Genomic DNA, 26,861 nt, shown 5'->3' with positions numbered 1-26,861 from the left:
TTTTCCTGATGATGCTTTTCAGTATAGAAAATAATAAGCAGCAAGGTGTTCGGCTTTATTTATGAAAAAATCTGAGATACAAGTACGTCGTAAACCGCGCCAATCAAGGGCTAAACTGACCCAAGAGGCCTTACAGGAAAGTTTTGTTCGGCTTTTACATGAACGCCCTGCAGATCAAATTACCATTCGTGAAATTACAGACTTGGCAGGCGTGGGTTTAGGCACGTTTTATGAATATTTTTCTAAAAAAGAAGATTTAATTGCACTCACCATTCACCTACACGTGAAAACCAATGCAGAACGCCTACAAACTTATGCACATCGGCAACTGGAGTTATCCACAAATCTGGCTTTTGAGGATTATTTGCAGCTAATTGTAGGCTTTCAGCTCGAACAGATTCAGGCTCAACAATTTTTATGGGCGCATAGTTTTTTATTAGAGCGGCAAATTTCTAGCATTGAAATTTATAGAAAAAGTTATGCCATGATGGTGCAGATGTGGCTGAATATTCTTGGCCCATTTATTGCCAATACAAGCCAGTGCTACGCCCTTGCTTTAAATATGCAGCGTATTTGCTATGGTTTTGTCGCACAAAGTTTATTAATGGAGCCTAATTTTCAGGATTGGCCGCAATTACGTAGTGATATGTTGCAAGCCATGCAGCCTTTTTACAACAACCTGAAAAGCCTTTAATAGCTTCCAATTTACGTCAGCCAAGCACTCAGTTTTAGCATCGTTAATGCCAATCATCAGCAACAAATTTATCTATTTGTAAAATCAATAAAATCGTTTTACATTAAAATGGTAAGATTTAGATGCTTTCAGCTATGCATGACATTTCAGCATGATATTGTGGTGTTGTAGTTGATTTTTTAAACGAACAAAACGGTTCATGGCAGCTTGCTTTATGAAGATAAGTTTCTAATGCAGCCCCCTACATGATGATCACAATAATGGAGAACAATGATGAGCCAAGATATTAAAAAATGTCCTGTGACGCATTTAACCACTGACGCGGGCGCACCCGTTGTTGATAACCAAAACAGTATGACCGCAGGTGCTCGTGGTCCATTGCTTGCGCAAGATTTATGGCTCAATGAAAAACTAGCTAACTTTGTTCGCGAAGTGATTCCTGAGCGTCGTATGCATGCCAAAGGTTCAGGTGCTTTTGGTACATTTACAGTGACCCATGACATTAGCCAATATACTCGCGCTAAAATCTTCTCTGAAGTGGGCAAAAAAACTGAAATGTTTGCGCGCTTCTCTACCGTTGCAGGTGAGCGTGGTGCTGCCGATGCAGAACGTGATATTCGTGGTTTTGCACTGAAATTCTATACCGAAGAAGGTAACTGGGATTTAGTTGGTAACAACACACCAGTATTCTTCTTCCGCGACCCTCGCCAATTCCCAGACCTGAACAAAGCCGTAAAGCGTGACCCGCGCACCAACCTACGTGATGCAACCAACAACTGGGATTTCTGGACATTACTGCCAGAAGCATTACACCAAGTCACCATTGTGATGTCTGACCGTGGTATTCCAGTCGGTTATCGTCACATGCATGGTTTTGGTAGCCATACCTATAGCTTCATTAATGCCAACAATGAACGCTTCTGGGTAAAATTCCACTTCCGCACGCAACAAGGCATCAAAAACCTGACCGATGCAGAAGCAGCAGAATTAGTTGGTCGTGACCGTGAAAGCAGCCAGACTGACCTATATAACGCCATTGAACGTGGTGATTTCCCTAAATGGACGCTGTTCGTACAAATCATGCCTGAACTTGAGGCAGAACAAGTACCATATCATCCATTTGACCTGACCAAAGTTTGGCCTAAAGGTGACTACCCACTCATTCAAGTGGGTGAGTTTGAGCTGAACCGCAACCCAGAAAACTACTTCCAAGATGTTGAACAAGCCGCCTTTGCGCCAAGCAACCTTGTTCCAGGAATCAGCTATTCACCAGACCGCATGCTACAAGCACGTTTGGTTAACTATGCCGATGCTGCTCGTTACCGTGTAGGCGTGAATCATTCACAAATTCCTGTGAATGCAGCACGTTGTCCTGTGCACTCAAACCGTCGTGATGGTCAAGGTCGTATGGATGGCAACTATGGCAGCTTGCCACACTACGAGCCAAACAGCTTCCACCAATGGCAAGAGCAACCACAATACCGCGAACCTGCATTAAAAATCCGTGGCGATGCAGATTTCTGGGATTATCGTGAAGACGACAGCAACTATTTCAGCCAACCACGCGCATTGTTCAATCTAATGAACCCTGAGCAAAAACAGGCACTGTTTGATAACACTGCACGTGCAATGGGCGATGCGCTAGACTTCATTAAGTACCGCCATATTCGTAATTGTTACGCATGTGACCCTGCTTATGGTGAAGGTGTTGCTGCTGCGTTGGGCATGACTGTTGCAGATGCACAAGCTGCTCGTGCAACGGATCCTGCACTTGGTCAGCCAGGTGTACTGTAATCTTGATACTTAAAGATTCACTAAAAATATAAACCCATAAAAAAGCCCCTATTCGATAGGGGCTTTTTATTGTGTCGTTAGCAACTAACGCTTTTCAGCAAGTAGAAAACTACTTTTGGCTTGTTAACGACTACACAATCAGCTTCTTACCTTCACGAATACAATAAAACGGATTCATCAATTTAGATGAACGTTTCATGGCATGATGCAAGTCTGCCTCTGGTTGCTCACGCCCTTCATCGGTCAACTCAAAAGTGCGGTAATGAATGGCCAAAGAACATTTGGAATGCAAATCTTTATGCGCCTGAAAGGCATCTTCAGGGTTCATGTGCATATAACGCATCAGATTACGTGGCTCATAAGAACCAATAGGCAAAAGTGCCACACGTGGTGCGCCAATACGGGTTTGTATTTCCTTAAAATGTGGAGAATAACCTGTATCCCCCGCAAAGAAACAATGGTCTTGCCCATGCAAAATGGAAAAACCGCCCCACAACGCCATGTTCTGATCACGTGCACCACGCCCCGAACCATGTTGTGCAGGGGTGTACACAATTTTAAGCTCTTTAAACAAAGCCGACTGCCACCAATCCATTTCAATCACATGCAAGTCTGGTGGTAAATACCAGCTATTGCCCAAACCTGTATAAATAGGCATGGCAAATTGATGGTTCAACCATTTTAAGGTGGCTAAATCCATGTGGTCATAGTGGTTGTGACTAAGCAGCACGGCATGAATGGTGGGTAAATCTTCCAATGCAATACCCGCAGGACAGGCTCGTTTAGGCCCTCTACCCTGTTTCGGGCTCACATGCTCAGCCCAGACTGGATCGGTCAAAATGTTATAGGGACCAATTTGAATCAATACAGTGGCATGCCCCACAAACCAAACTTGCCAATCATCCAAACTGGCCTGTGGACGTAATTGTGGAACCACACGCGGCGTTGCAAAGAACTGTTGTGCCTCTTGTTGGGGATTGACCTTCCAACTGTTAGATTTACGTTTTAGCAACCATTTCAGTAAATCAGTTTGGCTGCGCCCCTCAGGACACGCCACAGGATTAAAAAACTGCGTGCCATCATAATGATTTGAAGGCAAAAACTGTAGCTTGGGTTTACGCCAAGTATGTGACCAACAGGCTTCCGTTGGCAGTTGAAAATGCTTTTGTTCCACGTTGTTCATGTAAGCCCAATAATATATAGCGCATCTGCCATGATGCTTTTAATCCTGATCTGTTCAGAAATAAACACAGCTTTGGTTCATGTGTTGACTCTATCACGCATAGTAGCGAAATCAAGCGGGCAATTTCCTTTATGTTTTTGTTGTTTTGAGAAAAAAGTCGTATCGGGCAACAACTCAGCACGGCAAAGTTAGCCTTTGCAGAAATACTGTTCGCGCCATTCTTTCCAGAAATACATCACAATACCCAGCATCACCACAGCAATACCAATAAATGCATTCATGCTGATGTGTTCATTGTTTAGCGTTGCACCTAAAATCAGCGCAATAATAGGCGTCATCACATTGCTTAAAGAAACTGTAGACGCAGTTAAACGGCGAATCAGCCAGAAATAGCAAAGCATCGCCACAATAGACGACATGATCATAGTAAAGATGAAACCAATCATGGTTTTCACCCCAGGCATGACGGTTGGAACATGCTGCCAAATAAACGGAATTAATAACAATGAACCCAGTGCCGAAACCATTAATGAACCTGTAGCCTGAGACATAGGACTTAAAGGTGCATTGATTTGTTTGACCCAAAAAATTGAGCTGATATAAGACACCATGCTAATCAACATGAGCACCACACCCCAAGGATTGACTTTGCTATCGGCAGAATCGGCAAAAACAAAACTTAGCCCTGAAATGGCAATTGCCATACCAATCCACTGTAACGCTATCAGTTTTTGTGTACGCAGAATCACATGACCGATCAAGCCTGCAATCAATGGCGAGAAACCAAAAATCAGCGCCATTAAACCTGACGTTAAATAATTTGCCGCCAAATAGATAAACAGTTGCGCGCCAATTAAGTTCAGACTCCCTGCCAAATAGCTTTTCATAGAAGTGCTATCAAAAGGCAGTGGGCCACGCATCAATTTGAGTAAACACAGCGCAATCACAGAAGCACCAAAGTAGCGGATAATCAGCACCCACATCGGATGGACTTCTTGCACACTCCAAACAATCGCCAATGGCGTAGTGGCCCAGATCAGCACCAAGAGCGCATAAATACTAGCGGTCACAACAAGCGGAGATGTATTGGCGTTCATACTTGACTCAACATGAAATCTAACTTTTTTAAGCACATAAAAAACAGACCTGAGTTGCCTCAGGTCTGTTTCATTTACTCAAGATCACTTCACCAGTTTGCGAAGGTCTTGGCTCACATCTAAATACTTGTCTGCTTCAAATACGGCCTGTTTACTAATCAGCTTTTTCAGATGACGCATGTCTTTGGCAGCGTTCACGGTAATTCCACCTACAATCACGCCATCAGTCACACCAAACAGTACGAATGAGGAATCGCTGCGTTTAGTCGCATCCATCTCACCACGTACATGCCATTCTGCTGCTGACATATCACCAACGAATTGGTAGTTGATGTCGAGCTGATCAGTCCAGAACCAAGCTGGATTTGCAACAGGATGCGCTACGCCCATGACATGACGTGCAAAAATGCCTGCTTGCAAGTTAGCATTTTCCCAAGTTTCTACACGACGATGGTTACCACATTCACGAAGTTGTGAAGCAACATCGCCCGCAGCATAAATGTATGGGTTTGAGGTTTGACAGTTTTCATTCACATGCACCGCAAAATCTGCATCCAGACCTGCCTCAACTGCTAGTTGTGCATTTGGAATAATACCAATACCGTAAATCACAGCATCAGCACGAAGTTCTTCGCCGCCCTCAAGGGTGACAACAATTTCTTCACCATCCAACTTACAATCTGCAATTTGTGTGGACAGACGTACATCGACACCTGCCAGTTGCTGCTGCTCAAGCAAGAATTCACTTAAAATACGTGGTGATGAGCGCCCCATCACCATTGGCCCCATTTCAATGACTGTTACTTGACAGTCTTTGAAACGTGCAGAAGATGCCAACTCCAGACCAATCACACCGCCACCAATTAAAATGATACGGCGACCCGCTTGCAGTACAGGAACCAAAGCTTGTGAGTCTTCAAGGTTACGCAGCGTGTAAACGTGTTTACCCAAAGCATCAAAATTTGGCAAACGACGTGCTGCACCACCTGTAGCAAGCAAAAGCTTGTCGTAAGCAACAACCTCTCCGTTGAAAAGTTCGACGGTTTTTGCTTCGGCATTGATTTTGCTCACACCATTGCCACGGATGGTTTCCACACCCAATTCTGCCAATTTTTCTTCAGACAGAATTTCGATTTTGGTTTCTTCAGGACGTAAAATTACATCTTTAGACAGCGGTGGACGCTCATAAGGCAAATGTGTTTCATCACCAATGAGGATGATTTTGCCTGCATATTGATTGCCACGCAGCTCAAGAATGGCACTTGCCCCTGCCTGACCTGCTCCCACAATTACAATTGTTTCAACGCTCATGGACTTAACCTTTTAACTCGGCAGATACGATGCCAAAGCCCGCAATCCACTCACTAATATCTTCATAGCAATGTGTGGTCATGTCATACGCACCCAGCTCATCCAATGCCGCAAAAGCAGCCATCCATGAACGAACTTCCTGACCACCACGGCCACCATCACGACGAATTTCAGCTTCAGTCATGGCTTCCATTGCCGCAAAATCTGCATGCTTGAATTTCTCAAGTAAGGCTATATCCCACTCTGGGCTAAGTGGTACTGCGACCGATGTATCACCCGCTGCAAGTTTTTGCCCAACAGCAATAATCTTGGCTTGGCGTGCATGACGTGCTTCAGCACTTGGGTTACGCCCTGCAATTAAAAACTCTTCAACTTCAGGTGGTACTGAACCCATTTGCGGTGTTGGTGGATCGTGCGACAAACCACCTGTACCTAAAACAAGAACACGTTCATTTTCAAGATTTAAAGACTTGATAAACTGCCCCACTGCACGACCCAAAGCAATGGTACGCTTCGTGGTTGGCATTGGTGCAGCAGCACCATTGATAAATACAGGAATGGTTGGGTAACGGTCTAACTGACCATCGCACAAGAAGTGTAAAGGTTGAGTCACTCCATGATCGGCCTGCATACGATACGAGTACGCCACATCTACGCCTTCATCCAATACACGACGTACCATAGCCAAAGCTTTGTCTTCAGGCACATCAATACGGTCATTGTCTTTGCCGTAATCCCAGTCACCCGCAGCCGTTGCACGAATACCCACACAGAAACTTGGCATCAAATCGTAAAAGAAACCATTAAAATGGTCTGGACCAAACGTGATGATTAAGGTTGGATCGTAAGCTTTGACTTCTGCAGCAAGTTGCTCAAAGGCAGCACGAACTTTTTGTTCTTTGGATTGATCTTGCGGTGTTGCAAATTCCATTAAAGGACTGTGCGATGCACAAATGAGTTTAACGGCCATGAGAGACTCCTAAATAAGGAAGGCAGCCCAGAGAAAGGCTGCCGATTCGTCTATTGAATTTAGACTCAATTTTATTCGTCAAAGAAACCTGCGCGTGGTTGACGTAAACCACGAATACCCAGACCACATTCTGCATTGATCAGAACGCCAGTCAGTGGACGGTTATTTTGACGAGATGCTAAGAGCACATAAGAACCTGTCATATCTTCTGGCTCAGGCAAGAAGTTAAGCGGCATACCGCGTGCAATTTTTTCAGGGTCACGCGCATCAAGTAAGCCAAGGTTTTCCTGCCCCAAAGAGGCTGCTCCCTTAATATTGACATTCATTGCTGATGGCGCAACGGCATTGACACGTACTTTGGGTGCCAACTCATAAGCCAACTCTTTCATGATGCCAACACCTGCATGTTTAGATGCAGTGTAAACAGGGCCACCGCCTGAAGAATACAGCGCAGAATTGGATAAGGTTAAGATGATGGAACCTTCAGATTTCACCAATTCATCTAGTGCCGCTTTTGCACCCAAGATCAATGCCTTGGTATTAATGCCCATGATTTCATCAAAGGCTTTTTCAAGCTGCTCACCCGAAGTATTGACGATATCTGCGTAGTGATCCCAAATCCCTGCATTGCCAATAAAACAATCCAGTTTTCCAAAACGCTCCACAGTGGCCTGTACAGCACGGACATTGTCTGCATAGTTGGCAACATCACCAGCGACGGCCACAATTTGATCACCAAAACGTTCTTTTAAGGCATCGACTTTAGATTGTGAGCGCTGTAATACGCCCACATGCGCACCTTCTTCAAGGAAGCGTTCTACCAAAGCCCAACCCAAACCAGAACCGCCACCTGTAATCAGTGCCACTTCGCCTTTTAGCCAACCCATGCTTACTCTCCTGCCATTTCTACGTATAACGCACCATCTTCAACCACCACAGGGAAGGTTTGAATTGGGTCAGTTGCTGGCAAGCATAAAGCTTGACCAGTTTTTAAACAGAAACGTGCAGAATGTAGTGGACATTCAACCGTGCCATCATCTTCAAGATAACCTTCAGACATAGACGCATTACCGTGTGAACAACGGTCGTTCATGGCAAAGAACTCACCACCGTTGTTGAATACTGCTAGTGCTTCGATGCCGTTGACACCGCAGTCCACTTTTAACGCTTCGCCTTCGTCTAATTCGTCAACTTGGCAAACAAAAATCTTATTCATTAGAAGAATACACTCAGGTTGTGTGAGTTATACGTTACTTGGTCAAGCACAATCTTACGGTTGAAAATTTGGAAGCCTAAGCCACCTTCAACACGACGGATTTTGTCATTACGCTTACCACAGTAAATCGTCACGTCTTTCTCTTTTTGAGTACGGTACAGTAAGTAAGTTACGTGTACATCGTATTCACCTTCAACATCTGTTGCTTCAACAATCACGTTGCTAACCATGTGCGTTGTACGTGATGGAGGCTCTTCTGCCCACGCCATACCCGTTTCTAAACGTGCTACACGGCGCTCAAGCAAGTGTTTGTTGTCGTTGAACACCCAAGTGGTTGGTGGCTCAACTGAACGACGACGGTCACGGGTTTGCGCATTTGGTGTAGTACGCAAGGTATAAGAAATATCTTCTGCCATGAGGTCTAACCACTCACGGAATTTCCAGTCGTCCAGCAACTTTGCTTCGCGATACAAGAATTGGCTAACTTCGTGTTGAAGTTCTAAACTGATTTGACTCATTTCACTAGCTCCTTCTCGTATTCGTCAGCTGCTTTTTCAACATCTTCCCATTTTTCATGGATCAGCAAATCTGCCCAACGGCGGTACATACCACGTGCTGCAGTTTCAGAGAAAATGTAGTTGGTAATACCCGGAATACCATCTTCACGGATTTTTTCGTTACCTTTACCCATCTCAACAATCAGTTTGTTTTGACGCGCTTTGTAACCACGTAATACTTTTTGAATTTCAATCCAGTTTTCAGAGTCGTCTTGCTCTAAGAAACCTGCAGGACCAAATGCACGTGTTGCAGAACGCTCAAAAGCATCTTTCACTTCTTGAGAAGCTTCAGCATCAGCAATACAGAATGCCCATACTTCAGTTTTGTTCGGGCCACGTGGGTGCCATACGCGAAGAGTTGCTGTACCGTTCAACCAAGACAAAGTTGGGAACATAGTGTTGTGACCAGCCAAACGTAAGGCACGAACTTCACCTAAACGCTCTTTAACTTCGTCATACGTTTCACGGAAATAGTTAGCAACTTCGCCATCTACCCATACGTTTGCATCTGGTTTTTCTGTAAAGAAGAAACCTGAACCGTGACCACGTGAACCGTATTGAAGTGCGTCTTTCGCAGTTTCCCAAACAGGACGAGCGGTTTGTGCAGCACCCAGTTGTTTACTGCTGTCATCATCTGGTTTTGCACCCAAAACCTGAATAGCAGATGCGTGAGAGAACAATGCATGGTATTGGTCAGAGGCAAACTGTTCTGCAGCAAATTTCCAGTTACAGTCAATTTCCCACTTGTGTACACCACCAATAATTTCTGTACCACCCGGACGACGATCCACCACACCATCTAAGTACCAAGCGATGTCGCCCATGTATTCTTCTAGGTCAGGAGTCGTTTCATCCCAACAACCGAATACCAAGCCTTTGTAAGACTTCACACGATTCACTTCCACCAAGCCCCATTGCTCTTTACAAGCACCTTGAGGATAAGCACGTTCTTCTAATGGAATATCTTTGAGTGAACCATCAATACCGTAAGACCAGCCGTGGTATGGGCAAGTAAATGCACGCGTATTACCACAGTCTGCGAAGCTCACACGCATTGAGCGGTGACGACACTGGTTTAAAAATGCTTTGATTGAACCGTCTTTTTGACGTGCCACAATAATTGGATCTTCACCCATGTAGGTGTTGAAAAAGTCGCCAGCTTTAGGAATTTGGCTTTCATGACACAGGAACAACCACGTACGGCCGAACACGCGTTCAAGTTCTAATTCGTAGATATCTGGATCTGTATAAATAGATGGAGTGATACGTCCATTTTGTGCATCGACCAAAGCGTCGATTTCGCGCACATCAATTTTTCCACTCATGAAAAGCTCTCCTGTGACCAACAACGGCACAAAGTAAATAGACTCAACTTTGGATGGATAATGATTTTTTAGGGACGTTTAGTGAAATATTTTTTTTGTTTCAATTAATAGATTTTATGGATTAATAAAACTTTATATTATGCGATTAAAACATTACACAATGATAAAACCCTATTTATTTCCTAAATGACACAATAATTTTCATCTGATGGTTGTTTATAGATTATACTTTTATTAATCTATAGTAAGACATATTTTGAATTAATCTTTGGAATGGCTGTATGGAATTACGTCACCTTCGCTACTTCATTACCGTGGCTGAAGAACTCAACTTCAGTAAAGCGGCACTTAAGCTTTATACGGCTCAACCTTCGCTGAGTCAGCAAATTAAAGACTTAGAAGAAGATGTTGGCGTTAAACTGTTAAACCGTACCAAACGCAAGGTTGAACTGACCGAAGAAGGTGCTGTATTTTTGGAACAGGCTCGCCTGACCCTTGCCCAAGCCGACAAAGCCGTTGCCATGGCACGTCAGGTTTCACAAGCCAAACAGCAAATGCTGCGTATTGGCTTTGTACCTGTGGCGGAAATGAAAATTTTCCCCTTTGTTTTACCAAACTTACGGGTACAAAATCCAGATTTGAAAATTGAATTGCTCAGCTTGAACAATACCGAGCAAATGAAGATGATCAAAAAAGGTGAGCTCGACATCACCTTTACCCGACACAATATCAATAGTGATGAAATTGAAAGTCAGTTTGTGCTACGTGAGCCGCTGATTTTTATTTTGCCTAAAGATCATCCATTAGCAAAATATGAGCGTATTCCTGTTAAAGCTTTAAATGGCGTAGATTTTATTATTCCTGCGGCAGAAGCATCTTATACCTTGCACCATTTGATTGTCGATTTTTCCAAACAACATAATATTGAACTGAATGTTGTGCAAAAAGCAGACAACATTTTATTTAATATCAACTCTGTAGGTATGGGTTTGGGTTGCACCATTTTGCCGGGCTATGTTGCACCACTAACCATGGAAAATACTGTGATTCGCCCCTTAGATGTGGAATTACCATATTTGGACTTATATGTGAGTTATGGCAAAAACAGTAACTCACCTGCTGTACAGAAATTTTTAGAGCTGCTCACTCGCGTGTTCTATTTGGACATAAACCGCGAATAAAACTCAAACCTGAAATACCCAATCATAAAAGTGCTTTTTCTCCACCAAGGGAAAAAGCACTTTTTTTATTGCCTCTGCATCAATACTCAGCTTTAGACTTAAGTCTAAACTTATTTTTGAAAGATGATGCAAAATGAATGCTTATTAACTTTAAATATCACAGCGCATTTTTATATAAAATTACTGCCATCTAGCGCCTTAAATTACAACTTAAGTCTAACAAGTAAACCTACCTGAAATACCCAGAATTACTTAGACTCATGCCATAAAACAGCGCACAATCAGGTGAGAACAAAAGCCTTAAAAGGAATAAGAATGCTTAAAAATCCATTTACACGCATGCGATCTGGTATTCAGTCACGTCCTTATTTCTTTATTAGTTTTGTGATTACCATTGTGCTGTATGCCATATTTCAAACTTTTAGTACATGGGCATGGTCAAGTTGCTTATTACTAAGCTGGAATATTGCCATTTCCTGCTATTTACTGCTGACCATGCTTAATCTGTGGCACAGTGATCATGCACATATTTTGCAACGTGCCCAACAGCAAGATGCCAGCAAATGGCTGATTCTATTTTTGGTATTTTTAACTTTGGTGATGTGCTTTATTGCGATCATTATTGAGGTGAATTTATTTGCACAAAGTGAATTTGTGCGCATGGGACATTTTATTTTATCTATTACCACCATTTTATGTGCTTGGTTTTTTATGCACACCATTTTCGCCATCCACTATGCCCATGACTACTATTTGGCATTGCAACAGCAGCAAGAAGGTGGGCTGGATTTTCCTAAAACGCCCTACCCGACTTATCCAGATTTTTTGTATTTTAGTTATGTGATTGGTACTTCAGCACAAACTGCAGATGTTTCAATTAGCTCACAACCTATGCGCGGACTAAACACACTGCACATTATTTTGGCTTATAGTTTCAATACCACCATTTTAGCCATTTGCATTAATTTGGTGGCCAGTTTTATCCAACACTAAATGCCCCAAATATTACTCATAAAAAAGGATGGCATGAAGCCATCCTTTTTCACATCATGCTGCTTATTTTACGCCACGTGCAGTTAAATAGTTTTTAATCACAGTGTTAAATTCTTCCGCTTTTTCAACTTGTGACCAGTGGCCACATTGGCTGAAAATGTGCGCATCGGCATGTGGCACAACATTTAAAATGTCCCATGTGCGAGATACTGGAATCACTACATCCTGCGTACCGTGAATCAGTAAAACAGGTACCGTGATGTCTTTCATTTTGTCAAAATCGAGTGGGAACTCAAAACGGTCACGGTCACGTGCGCCAACTACATCCATTAAACGGTCTGACGCATAGTCATTTTTTGCAGAAGCAAAACGAACTTTAACCAACTCATCTGTGATCAAGTCTTTGTTAACTACAAACATCGACAATGTTTTTTTGATGCCTTCTTCAGTCAAGACTGGATTCGCATGTGCTTTAAGCGCTGCAGTCTGTTTTGCACCACCTGTACCCATAGACACAATACCAAGTACGCGCTCAGGGTAGTCCAATGCCAATTGGAATGCCAACCAACCACCGAGCGAGTTACCCACTAACCATGTTTTTTCAATGCCCAATGCATCTAATGTACGCACTGCATGATCAACCCAAGCACGAATACCATAAGCAGTGTTTGGAGCAACCACAGTCTGACCATAGCCAATGGTATCAATTGCGATACAACGTGCTTGCTCACCAATTTGTGGCAAGTTTAACCACCAGTTTGCCGCAGCAGATACACCTGTGCCTGAACCGTGTAAAAATAGAATAGGTGTACCTTCACCCACTTCGTGATAGTGCGTTAATTCGCCTTCGGCAGTTTCAATCCATTTATCTTCTAAGCCAAAGAATGGATCTGTTGTATAGTCAGGGATTTGAACAGTGCTCATATATACTCCTCGTACAGTCTTTAGCTTGCGTTTAGCTCTAAAAAAATAGAATTTGACGTCAAGTGGACTCATTCAACATTACGTATTTACTGGCTTATATTACCTGTTCATGCCTTATGAACTGATACAAATTTACGATCACAACCCATAAAAAAACGATTAAACAACTCTTTGAAATTTATAAATTTAATAAAATTAAAATCTTAATTTTTATAAGGTATTTAGTACATAAATATTAAAAAAAGAGCGACTATATAAAGTCGCTCTTTTTTACAAGGTTTAGAATTTATAGGTATAGGTGGTGGCTACACGATGTTCTTCTAAGTCATTACCAAAATTATAGTTGGTATCAATAAACATGTAATTGAAGCCTAAGCCTTTCAACTTACCTTCAGGCACAACGTAATTTACGATCACATTGTTTTCGTTTTCTTTACCTTCAGGAGCATCACCACGATCAATATTATCACCACGGAAATGACGAATGGTTGTAGTCAAACCTGGTATACCTGCTTCTGCAAAGTTATAGGTATAACCTAAACTCCACGAACGCTCATCTTTACGAATAAAGCTTGCTACCGACCAGTTATCTAAATACGGCTGTGGTACCCAACCACCCAATGTTGGGAACATTGGTGCACCTGTACCATGTTCACCAAACATTTGCTGATAACCTAACTGAACCGTATGCATGCCATGGTTAATTTTTGCACCAGCAGATACTGCTTGGCTGTCGATGTTGCCATACAACTTATCACCTGACTCGCTATTATCAAAATAACGAACATGGGTGTCCAACTTAGTTTTTTCACCAACAGTCGTTTTGTAGTTTGCAGCGACATAATGTTGTTGATAAATATTGGTGACATCTGCATACCAGTAGCTACCACCGACTTTTGGAGTAAATTGGTAATCAACACCTGCGATATACATACCATCATCAGTTGTATTAGTAAAATCGTTATTAGGGAACAAACTTAAATCTTGGTATTGATTGTCATAGCGAGCATTAATGCCCTCAATATATGCCAAAGTTAGTTTAGTATTCTGAATATCCTTAGACTCTAACCATGCACCACTATAAGTTGTGAGTAATTGACGCGATGGATCAAAGAATACCACTGGGGACATTGGTAATAGATCACCAACTTTCAACTCAGTTTCAGAAACCTTAACTTTTAAGGTTGCGCCCAACTTGGCGTTATCACGTTCGGTCTTCTGATTGCTATATGGCATGTGAATGTCATTCACTTCACCACGTGATTTTAAACCAATCGCATATTGTGCCAATAGATCAGCACCGACTTGAATACCTGCACCAATATCATGATAACCAGATTTCGCATCTAAAGTGACAGCTTGCGTCCAATTTCCATAACTAGGAGTTACCGAACGGCCTGCCTCATGCGCATATTCTCGATCTAAATAAAAATTCTTAAATTTAAGCTGAACATTGCTGTCGTCGATAAAATCTGCCTGAGTGGCAGTTGTCCCTAAAGTTGCTGTCGCAGCAAAAAGTGCTATCCATAAGTTGTGACGATGCATGAGTTTTTCCTATTCATCCAATAAGCGAATTAGCGCATCATGCAAAACTCTGTAATTGAAAAAAATCCGACCACAGTATTAGGGTTTTCAGCAGATTTTAGCCTTTCTTTACATTATGATTTTTTTTAAACATTTTTAATTCTTTTTAACGATAAAACATTTGGCAATGAATCCTCATCAAATGACTTTCTCTCTGAATTCGAAGCACAATTTGACCTAAAAGAGTCATTATTTTTTGCAATATGCTAGTGAGTAATCTTTTTTAGATGTAAGTCAATGTGTTAGCGTTATTTTCTATAAACAACACTTATAAGAAAATCATTTTAGTCCACCACTAAATTCTGCATGAATTTGCCTATTTTTCGCCATAAAAAAAGCACCCCAAATACATTTGGGGTGCTTAATTCAAGCTGGCTTTAAACTAAAACTTAGGCTTGCATTTCACGTGCTTTAGACATAGTCAAAGCCAAGTCTTCAATCATATCTTCTTGACCGCCCACTGTACCACGGCGACCAAGCTCCATCAGGATTTCACGTGCAGAAACGCCATATTTCGCTTCAGCACGTTTCGCAAACAATAGGAATGATGAATACACACCTGCATAACCTAAAGTTGCCGCATCACGGTCGGCACGAATTGGGTTGTGCATCATTGGAATCACCAAATCTTCTGCCACGTCTTGCACTTTAAACAAGTCCACGCCTGTATCCATACCCATACGGTTAGCGACAGCAATGAATAGTTCAAGTGGTGTATTCCCCGCACCCGCACCAAGACCAGCAGATGCCAAGTCCACACGTACTGCGCCTGCTTCAACTGCGGCAACAGTATTTGACACACCCATACCTAAGTTGTGGTGACCGTGGAAACCTAACTCGATGCTTGGGTCCAAATGTTGACGTAAGTGACCTACACGATCAATCACATCTTGAGGAAGCATATAACCCGCAGAATCCGTCACATAGATACAGTTTGCACCGTAAGACACCATCTTTTTCGCTTCTTCAAGCAATTTTTCAGGTGAAGCCATGTGCGCTAACATCAAGAAACCCACAGTATCCATTTCTAGTTTACGGGCAGCAGTGATGTGCTGTTCCGAACAATCCGCTTCAGTACAGTGTGTGGCGACACGAATGGTAGATACACCAATTTCATGTGCCATTTTCAAATGATCAACCGTACCAATACCCGGTAAAAGCAATGCAGAAACTTTGGCATTCTTCATACGTGGCACAACGGCAGACAAGTATTCTTCGTCAGTTGCTGCTGCAAAGCCGTAGTTTACTGATGAACCACCTAAACCATCACCATGCGTGACTTCAATTAAAGGTACACCTGCATCATCTAATGCAGTTGAAATTGCAATCATTTGCTCTACAGTCGTTTGATGGCGCTGCGGGTGCATACCATCACGTAAAGTCATATCGTGAACAATAATCTTAGACATTTTGGTATTCCTTAAGCTTCAGCAGTGTTGAAAACGTGTTCTGCAAACATTTCTGCAGTACGAGCAGCGGCTGCAGTCATAATGTCTAGGTTACCTGCGTATTTCGGCAAGAAGTCACCTAAACCTTCAACTTCTAGGAAGATTGAAACACGGTTACCATCAAAAATTGGACCATTCACCAATTTATAGCCTGGTACATATTTCTGCACTTCTTTGATCATGGCATGCACAGATTCAGTAATCGCGGCTTGATCTGGCTCACCTTCAACCAGACAGTGAACAGTGTCACGCATCATCAGTGGTGGCTCTGCAGGGTTAATGATGATGATGGCTTTACCTTGTTTCGCACCGCCTACTTTTTCAATGGCGCCTGCAGTCGTACGGGTAAATTCATCAATATTTTTACGTGTACCCGGACCCACAGATTTTGTTGATACTGTTGCAATGATTTCGCCATATTCCACAGGTTGAACGCGAGACACTGCAGCAACCATAGGAATTGTTGCCTGACCGCCACACGTTACCATGTTCACGTTTGGCACTTCGCCAGCAGCCAATAACGCTTCTAAGTTTACTGGTGGTACACAGAATGGACCAATTGCCGCAGGGGTTAAGTCAATCATCAGCACACCAAGTTCATTTAACTTGCGGCTGTTTTCAGCGTGAACGTATGCAGACGTTGCATCAAAAGCAATTTTAATGTCATCTTCAAGAATATGTGGCAATAAACCATCCACACCTTCTGCTGTGGTTTTTAAACCCATTTTTGCAGCACGTGCCAAACCTTCAGAAGTTGGGTCAATCCCCACCATCCATACTGGTTCCAACCATTCACTGCGTTGCAATTTATAAAGCAAATCCGTACCAATATTACCCGGACCGATCATTGCACATTTAATCTTTTTCATGCATGTACTCTCTTAGAATCTCGATTTATTCCGCAGCAAACGCAGCTGTTACTGAACCAAAGCCTTCAATTTCAACTTTGAATTCTTCACCTGGATGAGCAACAACCATAGGGCCTAAAGCACCGGTTAAGATGATGTCGCCTTTTAACAATGGACGACCACGGCGTACCATTTCATCGGCCAACCACACTGCAGCATTGAGCGGGTTTGCCAAACATGCTTTACCCACGCCTTGAGAAACAACTTCTTCACCACGTGTCATAACCATTTTGCAGTTCACTAAGTCTAGATTTTCTAGCTTGACGGGTTGTGAACCTAAAACAAATGCAGCAGAAGATGCGTTATCTGCCACGGTATCAATCAAACTAATTTTCCAGTTTTCAATACGGCTATCGACCACTTCAATGGCTGGTAAGGCATATTCAGTCGCACTGATAATGTCTGCATAGGTGTGTTTTTCTTTGGTCAGGTCTTGGTTAATCACCAACGCTATTTCTGCTTCTACTTTAGGCTGAATCAGCAAACCTGCAGGAATTGCTTCACCATCGCCATAAGCCATATCGGCAAACAACATGCCAAAGTCAGGCTGATCTACACCCAGTTGTGCTTGAACCACTTTAGAGGTCAAACCAATTTTACGCCCCACCAAACGACGGCCTTCTTTCAAGGCACGTTCGGTATTCACTTCTTGAACGGCATAGGCAATATCTACGTCAGCACTTTCACCACCAAGCTCTGGGCGGATTGGCGCGATCGCAGTTTGAGAGAGTTCGGCAGTACGTAATGCTTGCGCAACTGATTCAACAACAGCAGAATTCGACATCAATGTTTCCTTAAACTGCAAAAATTGGGCTTATACCCCGAGGTGTTGGAAAGGTAATAAAAGAAGAAAAGGCACCATGACCCTGATCTTGACCGTCAGTGTGATAAGCTGTCCATCTCAGAGGTATGTATAAACTGATTTAGCATCTGAAAAATGGCGTTTTTATGCCAATACTTATTTTCTTTTTTTCAATAGCTATTAGCTATTAGTCTGTTTTTATAAAAATCAATCAAAACAGCCGCCCGTGGGCTTTACTATTATTTCCCGAGTAGATGGCTCGACTATTTGTAGCAATCTTAAAATGTCTTAATCCTTACTTTAGACTAAAAGCTAAGCATTTCCTGTCAGCACAATATATTCAATAAAAAAGGGCAACTTGCTTGCTACCAAACTGCCCTTTTTGTTGTGCTGTAAATTAACCTGCCCGACGCAAACGGTACTGTTGCAATAAAAATGCATGTAAACTCGGTACATCATGCGCAATAGTCAAAGGCTGATAACGCTGCAACACCTCTACACTATGCACACCATAGCTCACACCCACACGTGGCATGGCAATATTCTGCGCCATTTCCAAATCATAAGAGGTATCGCCCACCATAACAGCCTGCTCAACCTGCACCTGAGTACTGTTTAAAATTTCCTGCAGCATTAAAGGATCAGGTTTAGATTTGGTTTCACTGGCAGCGCGTGTTGCCACAAATAAATCCTGACTTTTGGTTTGAGCCAATACACGGTCTAAACCTTTACGGCTTTTACCTGTTGCCACGGCCAGTTTCAAACCTAAACCAGACAATTCATCTAGCATTTCTGCCACACCATCAAACCAAACATCGGTTTTTGAGTGTTCCACATAGTGTTCTGAATAGCACTGCAAAATATCCTGATGCAGTTCAGGCACCTGCGGAAACAGGCGCTGCGCCACTTCTGGCAAGCCCAAACCAATAATACTTTTAGCAGCAGCATCGGTCAGTGGTTGCTGAAATTGTTGTGCTGCGAACTGCAAACTCGCCACAATTTGACCGACGGAATTAAATAGCGTGCCATCCCAATCAAAAATGATGAGTTCTACAGGTTTGTTCATATTAGGTTCCTAGATTTGATTCTGCTTTAAAATTCCCTCGCTTTACCTTAACTGAAAAGGATAAATGATCAAGAATCAGCACATATATCACAACAAATATTCGATAGCGAAACGGCGACATGAATGTCGCCGTTTCGCTGTGGCACAGGGATGTTCCATCAGCGAAACAAAAGATTTTTGTTACTTTTCATCTTTGAAAAGTAAGGCATAGCCTATACAACAAGAATTTAAATTAAAAACTATAAAATGTGGCTGTGAATTACCCCTGAAAGCCCAATCTCCGTCTTGAGAAACAATGTTCCTCATCTTTAAAAAGAAGGGAACTGCTATCACACAATAGAGAATGACAAAAATTAAAACTCAGGTGGTGCTGTCGGCTTATCCGCCTTTTGCGCTCTAAGCTGCGCCACCAGACTCTGCATATCTTCAGGTAAAGGAGCTTCAATCACAGGATAGCCCGGAATTTCCAAACGCATAGCATGTAAGCACAAACGACGTGGTGCAGGACCACGGTATTCAGTTTGATGTCCGTATTTATCATCACCCACCAAAGGATGCCCAATACTTAAACCATGCACACGAATTTGATGGGTACGCCCAGACAGTGGCGATGCATACACCAAACTGGCATGCATAAAACGCTCTGCGACCTTCCACAGGGTTTTGGATTCTTTACCCTCTTTAGATACACGTACTCGACGTTCACCATTGGCCAATTCATAACGATGCAATGGTGCATCAATCAATTGCTGATCTAAACTCACCTGCCCTTTGACAATGGCCGCATAAGTTTTTTGAATTTTATGTTCGCGCAATAAGTCCTGCAGCGTTTTTAAGGTGCTACGCTTTTTAGATACCATCACCAAACCCGAAGTATCACGGTCAATACGGTGAATCAGCTCCAAATATTTTTTACCTGTGGCGGCACGTAAACCCTCAATCAAACCATAAGCGACACCACTACCGCCATGCACCGCAATGCCCGAAGGCTTATTCACCACCATCAAGCCTTCATCTTCATAAATCACACGGCTTAATAAGCTTTGTGCGACCTTATCTGAAATAGGTGCAGCACTGTCGTCTTTTTGTTCATAGCGAATAGGCGCTACACGAATTTGATCGCCAATATTGAGTTTGGTTTCTGCTTTAATACGCTTTTTATTGACCCGTACCTGCCCTTCGCGAATCAAACGATAGATGCGACTTTTAGGCACCCCTTTTAAACGACTAAACAAAAAATTATCGATGCGTTGACCCGCTTGATGCTCATCCACTTCAAACCAAGTGACACTTTGCCATTGTTGGGTAGAATTCATACAGTTAAGTGACCTAATAAAATACTAAAATTGATTAAAAACTGATCATTTAGGCTATGCTTTACACAAGAAACATAAGCTTAGCCCATAGGCAGATGATGCAAGGTTTGATATAGTCAGCGCACGGAAACCATCGTTAGTGGGTTAAGGTTGAATCTATTCAGAATTTTCTGAAACAACACTCAACTGAATACCTCACCATATACGAGCAGGTCCCAAAAGAATTATGCCGACGCCGAAGGCTTATTATATCGGCAAAAAAGCAAACTGTTGCGTTTAATTGTACCTCAGGTACATAAATCAGTTTGTCTGAAAAAATATGTCGCCAACTTTGTTGGTTTTTAAACGTAAACTGATACACATCAGATTAGTCGCACCCTGAAGTCGCATTCAGGCTAAAGCGTTTGATGTATTGGATCTGCACAATTTGTAAAGATACGACGATAATTCCGTATCAAGACACTCTATCTATGTAAAGAAGAGCTGATCTTCGAGCAATGTGACAGTGAAAGTTACACACATCCAATACACCGCTCGTCCGCCAGTGAAGCGATCAGGTGACTTTATCCGTTTAAAGGTTAAAGCCGTATTGCCATCATCAATACGTGAATCATACACCGCAGCCAACCTAAATAAGGCCGGTAAAAAAAGCTCAGACCACAATAGGTTTTTTGAGATCTGAGCAGTTGATCCGTGATGCTTGATGTTCGCTACGTGTCTAGCGATTTTTTGCTGTGTATCACTATTAGGTGTTACACCCATGAAACGTATGTTGATTAATGCAACACATGCCGAAGAAATTCGCGTTGCACTTGTCACTGGTCAGCGTCTTTACGATTTTGATTTAGAAAATCGTACCCGTGAACAAAAAAAATCGAATATCTACAAAGGTCATGTGACCCGTGTAGAACCTTCTTTAGAAGCCGTATTTGTTGAATACGGTGCAGGTCGCCAAGGCTTCCTGTCTATGCGTGAAATCGCAAACTCTTACTACAAAGCCGATCCTCGCCAAACTTCAAATATCCGCGAACTGATTACTGAAGGTACTGAGCTTTTGGTTCAGGTAGAAAAAGAAGAACGTGGCAACAAAGGTGCTGCGCTATCCACCTTCATTTCTTTGGCAGGTCGTTATTTAGTACTTATGCCAAACAACCCGAAAGGTGGCGGTATCAGTCGTCAAATTTCGGGTTCAGTCCGTGAAGAACTGAAAGAGATGTTAGCTTCACTGAACATTCCTCGTGGCATGAGCGTGATTGTGCGTACTGCGGGTATTGGTCGTTCTCAAGAAGAATTGCAGCTTGACCTTCAACACTTAATGGACCTTTGGGCACAAATTCAAAGCACTGCAAGTTCAGGCCCATCACCAATGCTAGTACACCAAGAAGCAGGTGTCGTCACACGTGCCATTCGTGACTATTTGCGTGATGATGTTGCAGAAATTTTAATTGACTCAGAACAAGCCTATAACGAAGCTTATAACTTTGTGAAAGCGGTTATGCCACGTCAGTTAGACAAGCTAAAAACTTACACTTTAAATGAACCACTGTTTGCACATTTTGGTATTGAAAGCCAAATTCAAACTGCGTATGAGCGTGAAGTAAAACTGCCTTCAGGCGGTTCAATTGTCATTGACCAAACTGAAGCATTGGTTTCAATTGACATCAACTCAGCAAAATCGACCCGTGGTCAAGACGTTGAAGATACAGCGTTAAATACCAACCTTGAAGCTGCTGAAGAAATTGCACGCCAATTGCGTTTACGTGATATTGGTGGTTTGGTTGTTATCGATTTCATCGACATGACCAAAGACCGTAACCAACGCATGGTTGAAGCCAAACTCCGTGAAGCCACTCAAAGTGACCGCGCACGTATCCAGTTTGGTCAATTATCACGTTTTGGTTTAATGGAAATGAGCCGTCAGCGTTTACGTCCATCGCTTGAAGAAGCGACTGGTTACGTTTGCCCACGCTGTCACGGTACAGGTATGGTGCGTGACTTACGCTCTCTATCTCTTTCGATTATGCGTAAAGTGGAAGAAATTGCACTACGTGAACGTCATGGCGAAGTTCAGGTTGAAGTGCCTGTAGAAATTGCAGCCTTCTTACTGAATGAAAAACGTCATAGCTTGGTTTACCTTGAGCAAACCTCAAATGTACGTGTGACAGTTTTACCGCACCCACACTTAGAAACGCCGCATTACGAAATTTCGTATAACCCTGAAGGTTTTGCGCCAACGAGCTATGAGCGTACTGAAGCAACCCGTTCAAGTGAAAAAGAATTGGGTTATGAGTCTTCTGAATGGCATTTGGAAGAAGCAGATCAATCGCACAGCCATAGCGCACCTGCAGCTGAAAAAACTACAGCGAAAAAACCACAAGCAGCACAGCAAAATAAAGCAGCTGCACAACAGTCTGCACCTGCGGCAGCAACTACAGCAGCCAGCCCATGTGCATGGTTAGAAAATCTGTTTGTGCAAAAACAAGCATCTACCATTGATCAAGCACGTACTGCCAACAACGCTGCAGCAGCCATTGAACAAATGGTAAATAATGGCGCAGTTAGCCGTGGTCAGTTTGGTCAAATTGCAACTGCAGCCGCAGCACCTGCTGCAAGCAGCCAAAATGTGTACCTTGCACCATCGACTGTGGCACAAAAAACTGAACGTGATGGCGCAGAAAAAGCTGCTGAACGTGAAGAAAAATCGGCGCCACGCCACAACAACAAAAAGCCACGTCACAACAATAACAAGCACAAAGAGCAACGCGAACAGCAAACTCAGCACGACAATCAACAACATCAAGTGCATGAAGAAGTAGTTCAGTTGTCACGTCAGGAGCAACGTCAGGAAGCGCGCGAAAACAAACGCAGCTCTCGTCGTCAGCACAACAATGACCAAGCGCAGCAGCAAGATGCTCAACACAACAATGAGCAACAACAAAATGCCGTGCCACGTCGTGACCGTCGTAACCAACCTCGTCCAGAACGCCCAAATCGCCAACGTGATGCCAGCGTATTGAACGAACAAGCAGCTGTCACAGCTGAAGTTGCCAACAACCAACCAAAAGTAGACTTAATTGATGCACCACGCCATGAGTTAAGCACTACAGCCATGGTGGTTAATGTTGATCAAGCACAAACTGAAATCGTGGCATTGAATGCAGCGCCTGCAACTGAACCTACTGTTGCAGCAGCTCCTGTTGTGGAAGCTGCAGCAGAGCAAGTTGAAGCTCCTGCGGCAACAGCTGTTGTGGAAGCAGCTGCTCCTGTAGCAGAAGCACAGCCACAACCAAGTGCACCAGCAAAACGTGCTAGCAACGACCCGCGTCAGCGTCGTCGTCAGCAACGTGAAGCGCAGGCTCAACAAGCAGCTGCACCGAAGTTGACACCATCTCAAGTACCAACTTTAGGGCAATACAATATTGGTAGCTTAATTCGCCATGTCTATGGTGAAGATTGCTCGGTATTAATTGAACAGTTTGGCTTAATTCCAACGTTCAACCGTGCCTTGCAAAAGTTCACTGACGAGTATGCTGCAAGCCTTGTTAGCACTGCGCCTATGGCAGAGAAAAAACCTGTCACTCGTGACGTAGAAGTTGCCAAAGCTGCTCCTGAAGCAGAACCTGCACCTGTGTTAGACCTAACACCACCAAAACCTGTGTCAGACAAACGTGTGGCCAACGATCCTCGTGAGCGTCGTCGTTTAGCAAAACAGGCCGCAGAACAAGCGTTAGAGCAAGCTAAGCAGGCTCAAGTAGTTGAGAAAACTGAAGCAGAAGCTGAAACCACAGCTGCACCTGTAGCAGCAAATCCAGCAACCGAAGTTGAACAACCTGCTGTTGCTAATGCTGAAGCAGAAGCTGTTTCTACAGAAGTCAGTGCGACTCCAGAAGAAGTACCTGCTGTAACAGCTCAAACTGAGCAAGTAGAACAACAGACTGCCTCTGCCGAAGCAGAAACTGCTGAAGCATCTACGCCAGTCGCTGCGGAACCAGTACAAGCAGAATTGGCTGTAGATGATCCAGCCGAAACAGCTGAGTCTGAGCAAGAAAAAGCAGACAAAGAAAAAGTGGTACGTCCGCGTCGTCCACGTGGTCGTCCACCAAAGAAAGCTACGCCGCCAACTGAGTCGTAATTCGCACTTTTGCAGCGGAATAAAAAAATCCAGTCATTTCGATGACTGGATTTTTTTTGTAACGTAAAACTTAGCGCATCGACCTGAATTTAAATCATGCGACAATTTAGATTTACTCCATGATTTTATAAAATCCAGTATAAAGCTGAAAAATTAGGTTGATTGCACTAGCCTTTAGGGATTAAAAAACAACAAGACTTGATGCTTTGCAACAGATGCAACGGATGACGACAAAAATAGGATTCTTATGAACCAAATGACACAAAGCGATTTAATTGGCTTAACGGATGTTGCGGCAAAAATTCCGCAGTTTATGACAAAAGTTCCCCACCTGATTACAGGTTTAAAGCAAGCCTATTTACGTACTCCTCGCACGCCTGCTGGCTTGGGTTTAGCATTTGAAAAGGCTGTCCATCGCAATCCACAGGGCTGCGCCCTCATGTTTGAAGATCAGCAATACAGCTATTTACAGCTAAATGAATGGGCCAACCAAATTGCGCATTACTATTTAAGCATTGGCGCCCGTAAAGGCGATGTCATCGCCGTTATGCTGGAAAATCGACCTGAGTTAATTGCCAGTATCATTGGCTTGGCTAAAATTGGCGTAACTGTTGCCCTCGTCAATACGGCACAAGTGGCTAAAGTCTTGGCTCATAGCATTAATTTAGTTAAACCCATTGCAGTGATTGTGGGCGAAGAATGCCGCCAAGCGGTTGCCGATATCCGTACTGAATTACAACTGCCAGACAATCGTCTGTATTGGTTTGCAGACCAAAATACACACTTGGATGCAGGTACTGCTCCTGAAGGATTTAGTAACCTCTCCCTCTGTTTAGCTACACAACCTGCTTTCAACCCTGCGACCACGCAGTCTGTACAGGGCAAAGATGGGCTGTTCTATATTTATACTTCAGGCACAACAGGTCTGCCTAAAGCCGTTATTTTCACCAATAGTCGCTGGACACTGGCCTACGGCACCTATGGGCACGTATTAGGCTTAAACCAAAACGATGTCATGTATTGCACCCTACCGTTGTACCATGCGACAGGCATTGTGGTGTGCTGGTGTGGCGTGATTGCAAGCAGTGCTACTTTTGCCATTAGACGTAAATATTCCACCTCTTGTTTCTGGCAAGATGTGCATAAATTCAATGCTTCAGCCATTGGTTATGTGGGGGAACTATGCCGCTATTTAATGGATGCACCTGCCTCAGACTTAGAGCGTGGACACCGTGTCACAAAAATGATTGGCAATGGCATGCGCCCAAACATCTGGAGCAAATTCAAAACCCGCTTTGGTGTTCAGGAAATTCTAGAACTGTATGCGTCTAGCGAAGGCAACGTCGGTTTTAGCAATGTCTTTAACTTTGACAATACCGTGGGTTTTTCACCTACACCGTATGCCGTCATTCAATTTGATAAAGAAAAAAATGAGCCTGTGCGAGATGCCAAAGGCAAATGCATAAAAGTTAAAAAAGGCGAAGTTGGTCTGCTCATTGGTAAAATTACCCGCCGCTCACCCTTCGATGGCTATACCGACCCTGAGAAAAATAAAGCTGTGATTTTGCAAAATGTCTTTAAATCAGGTGATGCCTACTTCAACACAGGCGATTTAGTCCGTGACATCGGTTTCCGACATGCCCAGTTTGTTGACCGCTTAGGCGATACCTTCCGCTGGAAAGGTGAAAACGTATCCACCACCGAAGTAGAAAACATCCTCAGTGACTACAGCAAAATTGCTGAAGCCGTGGTGTATGGTGTCGAAATCCCACATACCAATGGACGTGCGGGTATGGCGGCAATTACTTTGGCAGATGGCTGTCAGCTCGATGAACAGGACTTAAGCCAAATGCTGCTGCAGTTTAAACAAAACTTACCTGCCTATGCTGTACCTGTATTTCTGCGTCTGCAAAAGCAAGTGCAAACCACAGGCACTTTTAAGTATCAGAAAAACACCCTGAAAACCCAAGGCTTTGATTTAAAACAGTGTGATGAAAAAATTCTGGTGTTATTGCCAAGTCAAACTGCATATTGCGAACTGACCCCAGAAATTTACGACAATATTCAAGCCTATCAATATCGCTTCTAAGCCAATTGGTTGCCTATTTTTTGACTAGATACGACAAATTTGTTGCATTTATAATCAAACATAGGCAACTTTTTTATTTTTTGCTTGCGCTCGCTTCATATCTTGCTACAATACGCTCCATCAAACGAAGTGGTGCTTAAAACCCTCTGGTTTTTCTTGCACTTCACAATCAAGCCTGCTTGGTTGCTGGTTCAGGGTCGTTAGCTCAGTCGGTAGAGCAGCGGACTTTTAATCCGTTGGTCCCGCGTTCGAATCGCGGACGACCCACCAT

At 43.2% G+C, this 26,861-nt stretch carries 21 protein-coding genes and 1 tRNA gene; 7 read left to right on the top strand and 15 right to left on the bottom strand.

All coding sequences use genetic code 11. The features are described 5' to 3' along the window. Positions 1-61 precede the first annotated feature (61 nt). Together HHA43_RS00690 and HHA43_RS00685 are read left to right on the top strand one after the other, a co-directional pair. Positions 62-694 carry a TetR/AcrR family transcriptional regulator gene (locus tag HHA43_RS00690; RefSeq protein ID WP_168541408.1) on the top strand — a complete coding sequence of 211 codons (633 nt, stop codon included), beginning with the start codon at positions 62-64 and terminating at the stop codon, positions 692-694. Positions 695-967: 273 nt separating this feature from the next. Beyond that, positions 968-2,488, top strand: coding sequence for a catalase (locus HHA43_RS00685; RefSeq protein WP_168461099.1), 1,521 nt, complete (start codon positions 968-970; stop codon positions 2,486-2,488). A 130-nt stretch (positions 2,489-2,618) separates the two neighbouring features. Here the strand turns inward: HHA43_RS00685 and HHA43_RS00680 are convergent, their stop codons facing one another. The 8 genes from HHA43_RS00680 to hcaE all read right to left on the bottom strand — a co-directional run bounded on the left by HHA43_RS00680 (position 2,619) and on the right by hcaE (position 10,147). Then, entirely contained in the window at positions 2,619-3,671 is a 1,053-nt protein-coding gene (locus HHA43_RS00680; protein WP_168541406.1) for an MBL fold metallo-hydrolase, read from the bottom strand. A 188-nt stretch (positions 3,672-3,859) separates the two neighbouring features. After that, on the bottom strand, positions 3,860-4,768 hold the full coding sequence (locus HHA43_RS00675) for a DMT family transporter (RefSeq protein ID WP_168541404.1): 909 nt from the start codon (positions 4,766-4,768) through the stop codon (positions 3,860-3,862). A gap of 84 nt (positions 4,769-4,852) precedes the next feature. Beyond that, complete coding sequence (gene hcaD / locus HHA43_RS00670) at positions 4,853-6,079, bottom strand: 3-phenylpropionate/cinnamic acid dioxygenase ferredoxin--NAD(+) reductase subunit (protein ID WP_168541402.1); 1,227 nt, start codon at positions 6,077-6,079, stop codon at positions 4,853-4,855. A gap of 4 nt (positions 6,080-6,083) precedes the next feature. Continuing rightward, the gene (locus HHA43_RS00665; protein WP_168541401.1) at positions 6,084-7,049 is read right to left on the bottom strand and encodes a 3-carboxyethylcatechol 2,3-dioxygenase; all 966 of its coding nucleotides are present in this window, start codon (positions 7,047-7,049) and stop codon (positions 6,084-6,086) included. A 71-nt stretch (positions 7,050-7,120) separates the two neighbouring features. Continuing rightward, a complete protein-coding gene (gene hcaB, locus HHA43_RS00660) occupies positions 7,121-7,936 on the bottom strand; it encodes a 3-phenylpropionate-dihydrodiol/cinnamic acid-dihydrodiol dehydrogenase (RefSeq protein WP_168417520.1) in 816 nt (271 codons plus the stop codon). A gap of 2 nt (positions 7,937-7,938) precedes the next feature. Then, entirely contained in the window at positions 7,939-8,265 is a 327-nt protein-coding gene (hcaC, locus tag HHA43_RS00655) for a 3-phenylpropionate/cinnamic acid dioxygenase ferredoxin subunit (protein ID WP_004976057.1), read from the bottom strand. After that, positions 8,265-8,783 carry a 3-phenylpropionate/cinnamic acid dioxygenase subunit beta gene (gene hcaF, locus HHA43_RS00650; RefSeq protein ID WP_168417521.1) on the bottom strand — a complete coding sequence of 173 codons (519 nt, stop codon included), beginning with the start codon at positions 8,781-8,783 and terminating at the stop codon, positions 8,265-8,267. Before hcaF ends, hcaC begins: the two co-directional genes overlap by 1 nt. Next, positions 8,780-10,147 (bottom strand): 3-phenylpropionate/cinnamic acid dioxygenase subunit alpha, encoded by a 1,368-nt coding sequence (gene hcaE, locus HHA43_RS00645; protein WP_154321080.1) that lies wholly within the window; start codon positions 10,145-10,147, stop codon positions 8,780-8,782. The genes hcaF and hcaE overlap by 4 nt, the downstream gene beginning before the upstream one ends. A 281-nt stretch (positions 10,148-10,428) precedes the next feature. Here hcaE and hcaR point away from each other — a divergent pair, with 281 nt between their 5' ends. Further along, positions 10,429-11,328: a DNA-binding transcriptional regulator HcaR gene (gene hcaR / locus HHA43_RS00640; protein WP_168525255.1), complete on the top strand. Its 900-nt coding sequence runs from the start codon at positions 10,429-10,431 to the stop codon at positions 11,326-11,328. A 315-nt stretch (positions 11,329-11,643) separates the two neighbouring features. Further along, complete coding sequence (locus tag HHA43_RS00635; RefSeq protein ID WP_168541399.1) at positions 11,644-12,321, top strand: DUF1345 domain-containing protein; 678 nt, start codon at positions 11,644-11,646, stop codon at positions 12,319-12,321. Between the two features lie 63 nt (positions 12,322-12,384). Here the strand turns inward: HHA43_RS00635 and HHA43_RS00630 are convergent, their stop codons facing one another. From HHA43_RS00630 to HHA43_RS00600, 7 genes are all read right to left on the bottom strand, one after another. Continuing rightward, complete coding sequence (locus HHA43_RS00630) at positions 12,385-13,245, bottom strand: alpha/beta fold hydrolase (protein WP_168460359.1); 861 nt, start codon at positions 13,243-13,245, stop codon at positions 12,385-12,387. Between the two features lie 279 nt (positions 13,246-13,524). Continuing rightward, positions 13,525-14,790: an OprD family outer membrane porin gene (locus tag HHA43_RS00625; protein WP_168541397.1), complete on the bottom strand. Its 1,266-nt coding sequence runs from the start codon at positions 14,788-14,790 to the stop codon at positions 13,525-13,527. Between the two features lie 428 nt (positions 14,791-15,218). Next, a complete protein-coding gene (gene dmpG, locus HHA43_RS00620; protein WP_160232107.1) occupies positions 15,219-16,238 on the bottom strand; it encodes a 4-hydroxy-2-oxovalerate aldolase in 1,020 nt (339 codons plus the stop codon). Between the two features lie 11 nt (positions 16,239-16,249). Then, positions 16,250-17,146: an acetaldehyde dehydrogenase (acetylating) gene (locus HHA43_RS00615; RefSeq protein ID WP_168417526.1), complete on the bottom strand. Its 897-nt coding sequence runs from the start codon at positions 17,144-17,146 to the stop codon at positions 16,250-16,252. Between the two features lie 25 nt (positions 17,147-17,171). Continuing rightward, positions 17,172-17,969: a 2-keto-4-pentenoate hydratase gene (locus HHA43_RS00610; RefSeq protein WP_168417527.1), complete on the bottom strand. Its 798-nt coding sequence runs from the start codon at positions 17,967-17,969 to the stop codon at positions 17,172-17,174. A gap of 415 nt (positions 17,970-18,384) precedes the next feature. Next, the gene (locus HHA43_RS00605; RefSeq protein WP_168541395.1) at positions 18,385-19,053 is read right to left on the bottom strand and encodes an HAD-IA family hydrolase; all 669 of its coding nucleotides are present in this window, start codon (positions 19,051-19,053) and stop codon (positions 18,385-18,387) included. Between the two features lie 353 nt (positions 19,054-19,406). Then, positions 19,407-20,369, bottom strand: a complete 963-nt coding sequence (locus HHA43_RS00600) for an RluA family pseudouridine synthase (protein WP_168417529.1) — start codon at positions 20,367-20,369, stop codon at positions 19,407-19,409. A 760-nt stretch (positions 20,370-21,129) separates the two neighbouring features. Here HHA43_RS00600 and HHA43_RS00595 point away from each other — a divergent pair. The 3 genes from HHA43_RS00595 (at position 21,130) to HHA43_RS00585 (ending at position 26,860) form a co-directional block, all read left to right on the top strand. Further along, complete coding sequence (locus HHA43_RS00595) at positions 21,130-24,501, top strand: Rne/Rng family ribonuclease (protein ID WP_168541393.1); 3,372 nt, start codon at positions 21,130-21,132, stop codon at positions 24,499-24,501. Between the two features lie 247 nt (positions 24,502-24,748). After that, a complete protein-coding gene (locus HHA43_RS00590) occupies positions 24,749-26,590 on the top strand; it encodes a long-chain-acyl-CoA synthetase (protein WP_168541391.1) in 1,842 nt (613 codons plus the stop codon). 194 nt (positions 26,591-26,784) lie between these two features. Beyond that, positions 26,785-26,860, top strand: a tRNA-Lys gene (locus HHA43_RS00585). Position 26,861 lies beyond the last annotated feature (1 nt).

The sequence above is a fragment of the Acinetobacter sp. A2 genome (genome assembly GCF_012371325.1).
In the GTDB taxonomy this organism is placed as follows: Bacteria; Pseudomonadota; Gammaproteobacteria; order Pseudomonadales; family Moraxellaceae; genus Acinetobacter.
The sequence above is the reverse complement of the archived record's forward strand: the minus strand, read 5'-3'. Positions and strand labels throughout refer to the sequence as shown.